This window comes from Kordia sp. E (assembly GCF_056033805.1).
Window position 1 is genome coordinate 1,457,835 of the sequence record NZ_JBRASR010000003.1, and the last position, 11,556, is coordinate 1,469,390.

General features: G+C 32.4%; 7 protein-coding genes. 4 read left to right on the forward strand and 3 right to left on the reverse strand.

Annotated features, from left to right (window positions below; all coding sequences use genetic code 11):
• Positions 1-507 precede the first annotated feature (507 nt).
• The 3 genes from ACUUYC_RS19280 to ACUUYC_RS19290 all read right to left on the reverse strand — a co-directional run bounded on the left by ACUUYC_RS19280 (position 508) and on the right by ACUUYC_RS19290 (position 4,420).
• Positions 508-2,556 carry a DUF3857 domain-containing transglutaminase family protein gene (locus ACUUYC_RS19280; RefSeq protein ID WP_474268431.1) on the reverse strand — a complete coding sequence of 683 codons (2,049 nt, stop codon included), beginning with the start codon at positions 2,554-2,556 and terminating at the stop codon, positions 508-510.
• Positions 2,557-2,727: 171 nt separating this feature from the next.
• Positions 2,728-3,423 carry a LytR/AlgR family response regulator transcription factor gene (locus ACUUYC_RS19285; RefSeq protein ID WP_474268433.1) on the reverse strand — a complete coding sequence of 232 codons (696 nt, stop codon included), beginning with the start codon at positions 3,421-3,423 and terminating at the stop codon, positions 2,728-2,730.
• Between the two features lie 10 nt (positions 3,424-3,433).
• Positions 3,434-4,420 carry a sensor histidine kinase gene (locus tag ACUUYC_RS19290; protein ID WP_474268435.1) on the reverse strand — a complete coding sequence of 329 codons (987 nt, stop codon included), beginning with the start codon at positions 4,418-4,420 and terminating at the stop codon, positions 3,434-3,436.
• Between the two features lie 218 nt (positions 4,421-4,638).
• On the opposite strand from ACUUYC_RS19290, the gene ACUUYC_RS19295 reads away from it, so the two are divergent.
• The 4 genes from ACUUYC_RS19295 (at position 4,639) to ACUUYC_RS19310 (ending at position 10,721) form a co-directional block, all read left to right on the forward strand.
• Positions 4,639-5,787 (forward strand): alpha/beta hydrolase-fold protein, encoded by a 1,149-nt coding sequence (locus ACUUYC_RS19295; protein ID WP_474268436.1) that lies wholly within the window; start codon positions 4,639-4,641, stop codon positions 5,785-5,787.
• A 102-nt stretch (positions 5,788-5,889) separates the two neighbouring features.
• Positions 5,890-7,875, forward strand: coding sequence for a serine hydrolase (locus ACUUYC_RS19300; RefSeq protein ID WP_474268438.1), 1,986 nt, complete (start codon positions 5,890-5,892; stop codon positions 7,873-7,875).
• 81 nt (positions 7,876-7,956) lie between these two features.
• Positions 7,957-9,225, forward strand: coding sequence for a M18 family aminopeptidase (locus tag ACUUYC_RS19305; RefSeq protein WP_474268439.1), 1,269 nt, complete (start codon positions 7,957-7,959; stop codon positions 9,223-9,225).
• A 440-nt stretch (positions 9,226-9,665) separates the two neighbouring features.
• Entirely contained in the window at positions 9,666-10,721 is a 1,056-nt protein-coding gene (locus ACUUYC_RS19310; RefSeq protein WP_474268441.1) for a hypothetical protein, read from the forward strand.
• Positions 10,722-11,556: the final 835 nt, after the last annotated feature.

Consider the following 11,556-nt stretch of genomic DNA (forward strand, 5'->3'; position numbering starts at 1 on the left):
TATATAACAACAAATGAAAGAAAGTATAATATAAGTCAAGCGTATTTAAAATTAGGCAATACTCAAAAAGCAAAAGAATTACTTCATAAAACTATTACTTTGGATTCAGATGGAGATATAGGAAAAAGTGCAAGAGAAATGCTTTTGAGAATAACGAATTAGTCAAAATTAAATTAAGGTTTGATTAGAGTTGTATAGAAATTAGCTTGGCTATGCCAACGTTTTTAATAAATTAGCCAACTTTCGAGTTGGCTTTCTTCCCTTTCTTAAAATAGGTGCTTTTTGTGAATAAATAGTTTTTACACAAGGGAGTTAAAACGAAGTTGGTTTTTTTTGCCATAGGTACTTCTTTACTATTATACCGGACACTATACCGTATATTAAACTTAAATTCTTCATTACTTTATTTTATATTGATTATAAATTCAGATAGAAGAGAGGCTTCTTTCTCAGCGTTTCTTAACTCTTTACTAGAAAATAGAACACCTCATTATTCAATAACTAATCTTAGTTTTTATTACTCCTAACAGAAAAAATAACCAAGCCCATTCCTATAACTGTTATAAAACCAATAATCCATTTTAATATACTGTTAGCATTAGAAACCAATTCACCTGTGTTTATTGGAGTGTAAATATAGTAAGCCATATTTTTTTCTACATCTTTAGTTTTTGTGAAGAACTCTTTATAATTTTCAGGTGCAACGTAGCTCGTTTTATTTTCATATTCATAATCTAGATATAGAATATTTCTTGAAGAATTCATTTTGACCTTCATTGAAAAATCAAAGTTTTTAGAATTCACATTGACATTATTTTTAGAAATACTCCATTTTTCAGGCAATTTAACTGTAATTTTATGTTTTTTATGGGTTGGATAATATAATGCAAATGGTGTATTTCGATCTTTTTGACTAGAAGAAATAAGAATATCATAAATACTGTATGGCAAAAAATCAATTGCAATATTTTTATCATCTCCCACCATGGTTTGCCAAATATCATTGATTTTATAGGACTCTTTAATAATTATTTTATTGGCTAAACTATCGTCTTCAAAAACAGGAGGTTTTATAACTTCTACACCATCATAAAGATCTTCGTAATATTTTTTATAATCTTTACTTACAGATGATAAACTCTTCGATTTAAAATTTGCTCTTACAGCGTCAGCTTCGGCACCTTGATAAATAGTCGTCACGTTTAGAGTACCAGGTCCTCCAACAGTAGGCAAATCAAATGTGTCAAAAACCTCTACTAAATCATTACTTTTAGATACCGTTTTTTCTAAAGATGTCACATCTTTTTTTATAACTAAACCTTTACCATAATCGGGAAACGCAACCGACTTGGAACTTCCAAACTGATTGCTAATCGTTGGATCGTAAAACAGACTCGTGTTGGTGCTATCAACAACTTTTACAACCACATGATCAAACATTTTTGGTGATGGTAAAAGCTCATGAAGCGATTCGCCATAAACTGTATTGATAAGCATGGGATACGCTTTAACTCCCATATTGCGAAGCATAGTCACCATAAGCCAACTCTTGTCCTTGCAATCACCAAAACGTTGATTAAGCACCTTACTTGGAGAAAACGGTTTATATGCACCAATACCAGATTCCAAACCTAGATATCTAATTTCATCTTGAACAAATTTTAATGTAGCACTAATGCGTTCACTCTCATTCAATGAGTTGTTTTTTATAAACTCAATTTTCGCTTTTAGATCTGTAGATAATTTGACATCATCTTGATATATATTTAAAGCCCAACTAGCAACGTCTTCCCAAGTTCCAAAATCAGAAACAAATAAGTTTTCATACTGTAAATACCAATTAGGTGAATTGTCTTCAAATGTTGGCGTTTTAGTTAAAGTCGTTTGCCAATTGTAGGTTTTAAAACCTTTATAATTTCCGATTTTTGGTTCTATGTCTGAGTGTAGAACTTTGTACTTTAGATTCCTATTAGAAATCACAGTATAATTAATTTTGCCTACAGGCTGAGTATCATTAAGCACAGTGGCGCCTGAAAAATGATCACCATGAATAGGGTTAAAGCCTTTAACGGAATAGCTGATGTCTAAAATATCCCCATTTCTAATATCAGATAAATTAGCAATAGCATTAAGACTACCATCATAAATATAACTTTCTGAATTAGACTCTTGTCTTATGTTTTGAAAGTCATTAACATTAAGTTTATTAATGATTTTTCCATTTCTCAAAACAGTAATATTATGCAAGAATAACTGCTGATACGTCGGGTCATAATTAATAGAAATTGACGACCCATCTTGCACACCAACATTGTCTGTTATTTTACGTACAAGACGAATATAACGTTCTTGTTTAGCAACATGAATTTGCTCATCATCAAGCAACGTCAATAAGCCATATGAGATTTCATCCATATCAATATCTGGAGTTTCTTCATAGGATTGATTGACAACCCATTTAGGTGTTTTACTGGTCTTAGTTTGAGCATAGAAGCAACTGAAACTAAAGAAGAAAATTAGGGTGAAAAAGTAATTAGTATTGTTTTTAATGGTCATATAAATTTAATATAGAACAAATTAACTAAAAAAATATGATGTAAATCTAAAGAACGAAACGTATTAAATTTAAAATGCACGATTAGTTAATGAATAAAAGTGAAATGAGTAAACGAGGATAGGAGAGTAATGGAATGTGTATGGAATGGTTTAAATAATAAAGTGGAATATTTATAATTTCGCTAAAACTTCTAGTTTCTTAGAGACAATAACCTTATACATAGCGCTTACAGGTACTTTTTTATCTTCAATTGACAAATTGGTTTTACTCACTTTTGAAACTCTATTCAAATTGGCTATGTATGATTTATGTGTACGTTGGAAATTTTCAGATAACAATGTAGTAATATTAATTAGCGTTTCAGAGATCAGGTACATTCTTGAATCGGTAAATATTTTCAAATAATTTCCAAAACTCTGAATGTACAAAATGGAATTAAATGAAACATTAACTGGCATGCCATCATGTTTTATTTGAAGTTCTTCTGTAGCAGTATTTTTTTTAGGTTCTATTATTTTTGAAGCTGAAACTTTGTTGATTGCCTTTAAAAAGCGTGCAAGTTTTATTGGTTTCAATAAATAATCTACAACACCATAATTATAACTTTCTAAGGCGTATTCAGAATAAGCCGTAGTCAAAATAACTTTAGGTGGTTTTATCATAGAGCGCAAAACTTCCATGCCATTAAGTTCAGGCATTTCGATATCTAAGAAGATAAGATCAACCTGATTTTGCTGAGTAAAATTGATAAATTCAAGTGAATTCCCCGTACTTATTACTAATTCGAAGTTGTCAATTTTAGAACAATAATCTTCTAACACTTTACGTGCGAGTGTTTCATCATCAACGATACCAATTTTAATCATTACGCTATTTTTAATATTTTAAACTTGTTAAATCTACAGTTAAATTTACACGATATAAGTTCTCTTTATCATCAATTTCTAATACATGTGAATCAGTATATAATAGATTTAAGCGTCTTCTCACGTTTTCAAGTCCCATTCCTTTTCTTTTCGATTCAGAAACCATAGAAGGTTTTGAATTTACTACACAAAAATGAAGCGTCGTATTTTTTATTGCCACAGAAATATCAATTTTACTTTGTTCATTCGTACTTTGAGCGCCATGTTTCACTGCATTTTCCACAAATGGAATGAGTAACATTGGAGCAATCCTTAAATCTATCAAATCGCCTTCAATTAAAAATTCAATAGTGCAGCGTTTACTTAGTCTTTTCTCTTCAAGTAATAAATAATTTTCTACAAACTCAAGCTCTTCTTTTAATAAAACAGTATCTTTTTTAGCGCTCTCTAACTGATATCTCATTAATTCTGAGAGCTGCATGACAACATCAGGAGTTTCTGGCGATTGTTGTCTTGAAAGCGAATAAATACTATTTAACGAATTAAATAAAAAATGTGGGTTTACCTGTTCTTTTAAATAGGTAAGTTCCATTTCTTTTTGCAAACTTTCTTTCTCATCATTTTCTTTTTTGAATAGTATATTTCTTCTTACAAAGAAAGCAGCCATTCCACTTCCGGTAGTATATATTAGGAAAAAAACCATTTTATAAACACCATACCAGCCACCTTTTCCATATCCTTTTAAATAGGCTCCCAAAAACAGACTCACAATAAGAAGTATTGTATATAATAAATAGCGTTTCTTATCAAAAACATAAGGAATAAACACAAAATGATTTATCCAAATGATGCCCATAATGGCAATTGTATAATGAAGAGCATGTAAGTAAAAAGTGTAACTAGTGTCAAATCGATCTTTAATTGCCCATATACTTAATATCTCAAGTATAAGCACCAATAAAAAGGCTCCTATATTAAGTACTATTGTGTTCTTCAATGACTGTTTAAACATACACTCTTTTATTAAAAAGAGTATAAAAATACTATATATAAATACAAGTTTCTATAATTTCTTATGAAAGCCATATATCAATGATGAAATGGGATTGTCATTTAATTGTTGTGTTCATCCTGTTAATGATTTTACACATTAAATATGCTATACATTTATTCAACATTTAAATAGAAAAACGAACAATGAGAAATTACAACTTCATGATTTTAATACTTGTATTCACCTTATTTCTAAATGCGTGCAATACTAAACAGAAAGTAAATGATCCTGATCTTCCTCGTTTAACAGAGTACAGTGAACCAGCAGTTACCTTAGGCGAAATATCTTCACTTCAGTCAAAAGTGTTAAACAAAACTGTTCCACTATCAATCCATTTACCTGCTAACTATGATAGTTCCAAGAAAACCTATCCCGTGTTGTACATGTTGGGTTCAGATTACCGAGCTCGGTTCGCCATGTTAGCTTCTACACTAGACTACATGGGTGAGGGACAAATTCCTGAGATGATACTTATTGGAATAGATTTACCCGATGGAAATAGTATTTTGAAGCCAAAAAGAGGAAATCAAGACACAACAATTCCGGATAATTATATTAGCTTTTTTGAGACAGAGCTGATGCCGCACGTTGACAATACATACCGAACTGCTCCATTCAATGCGCTTTATGGAGGCTCTAACAGCGGTTTTTTTACTGTTTACACGCTGCTCAACAACCCTCTTCTGTTTAATAGCTACTTTGCAAGTAGCCCATCCATTATGGTTATACCAGAAGTGCTCCAACAAAAAATAAAATCAGGTCCGTTAAAAACGCTTACAGAAAACAGATCTCTACACATAATTTATAGCGATGATGAAGGATTAACAGATCACGTTTCTGAATTCACTCGTGTTTTAGAGGACCATAAACCAGAGAGTTTTACCTATAGAGTGGATGAATTGGTGAACCAGGGTCATGTACCAGCGATGGATTTCACACTGTTTCTTCTTACGTTATATCCTGACTTCAATCCCTTCAATCCAGGTGAAAACCTGGAATCGTTGGATACAGTGAAACAACATTTCGATAGGTTATCAAAACGATACGGGTATGAAATCAAGACACCTATATCGGTCCTATTTAACCTTGGTTTTCACACGATACGAAGTAAGGATTTAATTGCCGCAGAAGACATCTTTCAATATTCCATAGAAGTGTATCCTAAAGGGAAGGAATCTTATCTCGGAATGGGTCTTGTACGCAAAGCTCAAGGTCAGCAAGAAAATGCTAGGGTCATGATCGAAAAAGCACTGACAATCGATCCGGATTTTTCACTTGCTAAAAGGTGGCTACAAAGACTCGAGAAATGAAATCTGGCTTTATTCATCAAAAATCTATTGGGTGGATTTATTAAGTAAAAAAAGAAGCAACCAATTAATCGCAAATCAATTAACTAGGGGAAAACAGAAAATATGAAAATTGTTAAATTATTAATATTGACATGTGCTTTATCACTAAACACTGTCTTTGCTCAAGAAAATAGCGTAAACATAAATTCGCAAGTAGTAAAAGGGACTTCCTTAGTATTACCACAAATACAAGTAATCCCGATTAAAGATACTAAGAATGACAGACAATATGAATTGTATATTAAGCTTCCTGAGAGTTATTCAGAAAATAAAAGCAAGAAATACCCTGTCCTTTATTATACAGATGCTATGTGGCATCTCGAAATGCTATCTGGCTCCACAGAATACATGCTGGAAGATGTTATTTTAGTTGGAATTTCTTGGCAATTAGATATAAATGAAGACCTGAAAAAAGAGAGAGGAGCGCATGTGAGTCGGTTCCGAGATTATAGTTTCCGTAAATCAAATAAACCTAAAATTCAAAAAAAGTACCAATTAGGGCAAGGGAATAAACATTTAGACTTTATTCGAAATGATGTCATTACGTATGTTGAAAACACGTATCGAACGGATCCAAACAGTCGTACATATTTCGGTTATTCAATGGGCGGTGAATTTGGTGCTTATATACTATTGACAAAACCCGATACCTTTAATAATTACATTATTGGTAGTCCATCAATTAAAAATGAGGTTTCGTATCTATCCGAACTTAATTCGAAATTCGGACCTTACGATGCGTCAAATAAAAACTCAAGCTTGAAAGCCAATGTTTTTATTTCACATGGTTCATTAGAAGAGAGTATGGTTGAACCTATCGATGAGTTTGTTAAATTACTAAAAGATAGAAGAGATGATGGTTTGTCGGTACTAAAAGAAGTGATTGATGGGAATCATGGAACTGCTTTCCCTGCGACAACAGTTCGTAGTGTAGCATGGCTGTCATCCATAATGAGCCATGTTTCAAACTATAGTAATGAAATCTCATTTTGGGATACGCCTCACCTTAATAATGCATTTGTCAATACAACACCAGAAGATAGAAAAGACGGAATATCAGTTGATACATTATCGGTGAATAGCAATGACCGAAACGCAATCCTCAAACTTTCTCAAGAGATTTTTGATGGCAAACATGGAAACTATGATGCGGTACTTATTTCACACAAAAACAAATTAGTTTTTGAATCCTATTATAAAAAAGGTCGTGTCAACTTGCCTCATGGACAAGCATCTGCAGTAAAGGCGTATACCAGTTTGGTTTTGGGTAGAGCTATTCAAATGGGATATTTATCCATGGAAGATCTAAACAAACCTTTGATCAGTTTTCTAAAAGATATCAATCCAAAAAAAATCACTAAAGGCGCCGAAAAAATCACACTTCATAAAGCATTGACCATGCATGGAGGATTGACCATAGATAGAGATGCATGGAAAGAATTTGAGAAAGATTCCGTTCTATTAAAAGGGCAGGGATTAGTTCAAACGCTTCTTGAACAAAGCAAACCTATAACCAAAGAATCTCAGACGTATTTATATGGTAATTTCAATCCAATGTTAGTAATGACAGTCATTGACGCCGTTGTCCCAGGAACGGCTGAAGACTTTATTAAAACTGAACTACTTGATAAACTTGGTATCACAGAATATAAATGGACAAATCATATTAGTGGTTTGCCAGAAGCAGGATGGCGTGTGAATTTCTTATCTCGCGACATGCTCAAATTGGGTCATTTGGTTCTCAATAAAGGGAAATTAAACGACGAACAGCTTATTTCTTCAGCATATCTTGCCAAAGCCACCACTGGAATTGTAAAACCTACTCAAGATTGGATGCCCAAAGACTATCGTTACGGTTATTTTTGGTATCAAACACCCGTAAAAGTTGGCAACAAAAGTTACAATGCCACATTTGCTTGGGGCGGCGGTGGACAACGTGTCATAGTGATAGAAGAGCTTGATTTAACAATTGTAATTTCTGGTCATGATGGAGAAGATAAAATAATGACTCAAATTTCTGAAATCATTATACCTGCGTTTGTTAAATAATAATCCACATAAAACAATAGACTATAAAAGAGAATTTAATTAACTTGGTGTTTTATCTAAAATTTAAACAAAATACCTTAAATGTCATATTCCCAAAGCCTTATAGAATTTATTGATCAAAGTTCAACGTCATTCCATGCTGTAGAAAATTTAAAAAGTGAATTATTTAAACAAAATTATACAGAATTAAAGGAAGAAGCCAATTGGTCGTTAGAAAAAGGAGGTAAGTATTTTGTAACAAGAGCAGAAGGATCAATTATCATATTCAAAACACCAAAGAAATGGACAAGTAACTATGCATTTTCTATTATTGGAGCGCATACCGATTCACCATGTCTAAGAATAAAAAATAATCCTATTTCTACAAAAGAAGGCTATCAATTATTAAATATTGAAATATATGGCGGAGTATTATTAACGAGTTGGTTTGACAAAGATCTGTATTTTGGTGGCCGAATAATTATTGAGAATGAAAATGGTCAGTTAGAGCAAAGAATAATTAAAATAAAAAAAAGATTACGCATACCGCGCTTAGCAATACATTTGGATAGAGAAGTAAATAAGGAAGGATTTAAACCAAATCCACAAGAGCACATGTTTCCTGTTATTGGGCTTGATAAAGACCTGCAATTTGAAGATTGGATAAAAAAAGAAACTGGACTTTCTGGAACTATACTTAGTTGGGATTTATTTTTGTTTGATGCTGAAAAATCAAGTTTAGGAGGTATTAATAAAGAATTTGTTTTTGCGCCTAGGTTAGATAACTTAGCCAGTGTTCATGCATCATTTGAGGCTTTAAAAATAGCTGATTCTGAAAATGATAACATACAAATGGCTGTATATTTTCAGCACGAAGAAATTGGTTCAGAATCGCAAAATGGAGCTAATTCAAACTTTTTGGAAGTTACTTTAAAACGTATTCATAATCATATATCTTCAAACGAAGAAACCTATTTTCAAACCTTAGCACGTTCATTTTTTATATCAGCAGATATGGCACATGCCGTACATCCAAATTATTCTGAAAAGCATGATAGCAATCACAAACCACAACTTGATGCTGGACCAGTAATAAAAAGCAATGCCAACATGCGTTATGCAACCGATGCATTTTCGATAGCGAAGTTTAAGCAATGGTGTAATAAAGCAAATGTTCCTTTTCAAGATTTTTGTAGCCGTAATGATATTGGCTGCGGATCTACCATTGGACCTATGACTGCAGCTAAAATAGGCATACCAACCATTGATGTTGGAAACCCAATGTTATCTATGCATAGTATTAGAGAGATGTGTGGTGTTAAAGATCATGATGCTATTATAAAAGTATTTACTGAATTTTATAAAAGCTAAAAGCTCATGGATTAACTAAAAAGATTCTTCACAAAAAAATAAAGTAATCAATCAGTATGTCATGTAAGGGTTTATAATTCTAAAACGACACAAAAGCAATTTTACATAATGACTGATTATGATTACATGTAAAATGTATCATAATGTTATTGCGTTATGTTATTTTGCTTAGGCGAAAAGCAAAGTTTACACTTTAAGTTTTTAAAAAGTTATTACCAAAAAGTTTCTTCACGAAAGGTAATGGAACAATTTTTACACAAGCGAGTTTACGCTGAGCGGAGTCGAAGTGTAGGAGCGAAGTGGAATAGTTGTGGAGTGGCAATAGAAATTTAACACCGCATGCTTGGACTAATTCATATGTTTTAAATTACCCTTTGTTGGGTATTTTAAAACATCATCTGATACACTAAATTTAACATTAATCTTTAAAATGTATCAAAATGAGAAAAATCAAATTTTATTATTTATTATTACTTTTTATTCCATGCATCTCTTTTTCGCAAGGAAAAACCTTAATAATTAAAGAAAATAAGAGCTATGAATTGGAAAAAGGAAATTATGAATTCGAAACTTTAGAAATCCGTAGAAATGGAACTTTGTTAATCAAAGGGAGTTCTAAGATTTTTTGTAAAAACCTGAAAACAGACGAAGGTTCAAGAATTCAATATATGGCAGGTTCAGATTTTAATAATGAACAAAAACTTCTTGAATTTATAGCTATTGATGGTTCTGAAATTCATGGAGTATTATTCTTTATTGGAGATGGAGCTGATGGAAACACTGGAGTACATGGGAAGAACGGGGCACAAGGTAAAAATGGATGGACAGGAATGAAAGTAAAGGATTATGGGATTCTTGGAAAACATAAAGTACCTGTAAGTTATCCGCCTAAAGATGGATATAATGGAAATATTGGTAGAAATGGTGGAAGTGGTGAGGAAGCTATGGATATAAAAGTCTACATTAATAAATTGAGTATTAACGGATATGTTGCAGTCTCTGCTAATGGAGGAAATGGTGGTGATGGAGGAAACGGAGGAAATGGAGGAAATGGAGGAAAAGGAAGAACTCTTGAGAAAGGTAAAAAAGGAGGAAATGGTGGTCACGGTGGTGATGGAGGAAACGGTGGTGACGGTGGAAGAGTATATGCATCATTGGTTCATGTAGATAATGCAACTGAAGAAGATAAAAAAAGATTAACAGAATTTCTTAACTCCAATATCTTTACTTTACCTGGAATACCAGGAAGAGGTGGTCTAGGCGGTAATGGTGGAACATCTGGAAAAGGTGGGAAAGGAGGAACTTTAATTAGAGTGAATGTTGACGGCAAAAATATATTATATGCAGGTGCTGGATCTAAAGGTGGAGGTAATGCTGGAGGAATTGGAACAGAAGGTGTTAGCGGAGATGTAGGGAGAGCTAAAAAAGAGATATTGTCGCAATCTGAATGGGTTCAGAAAAATAGAAGCTTCATTGATGATATTTTTGGGAATTGAAAGCTACAGATAACAAGAGAGATATGATGATGAGAAAGTACTGAACAAAAAAATCAGTGCTTTTTTCTATTATGTAAAGAGTTACTTGTCTTATTTATTCAGTTATTAAAAGCCAAAAGCTATTTAACATAATGAAAAGCCAAAAAAAGGTTTTTATGAAAACGAATAGTCAGCATAGTTATAGAAAATTCTTCGAAGAAAATTTTTATAATTATGCAGCAAGCTAACGTAAAGGTCATAAAACTTTTTCATACGAAATGTTTCTCATATAATAGATTGTTCGTGTAGAATTTCTAAAGTAGCTTTTGTGCGGTTGGAAAGCGTCGGCAAATTATTCGCATCATTTTATTTTAAATTAAAGAGCTCATGAATGCTACGCATTTGTGTTTGAAAAGCAATAAAGCATTTGAGCGCGGCAATTTTGCATAACGACAAATTATAGGACAAAATTTTCTGTAGCGAAGCGTTCCTTTTAAATAAAGGTTCATAACCCAAACACAATGATTCTAGAAGCAACTACAAAGGTTCTGGGATATTTAACATAATATCATTATAGTCTACAAATACGCAAAAGGTGCTACTTTCCTATATACAGTATTTGTACTATAATGTTATTGCGTTATGTTATTTTGCTTAGGCGAAAAGCAAAGTTTAATCTTCATATTTTTTAAAAAGTTATTACTAGAAAGTTTCTTCACGAAAGGTAATGGAACAATTTTTACACAAGTGACGTAGGAGCGAAGTGGAATAGTTGTGAAATGGTTATTGAAATTAACTAATATTGAAGTATTCATGATTTTTATCATATGAAATCTTATAATATTTTGTAGATTTA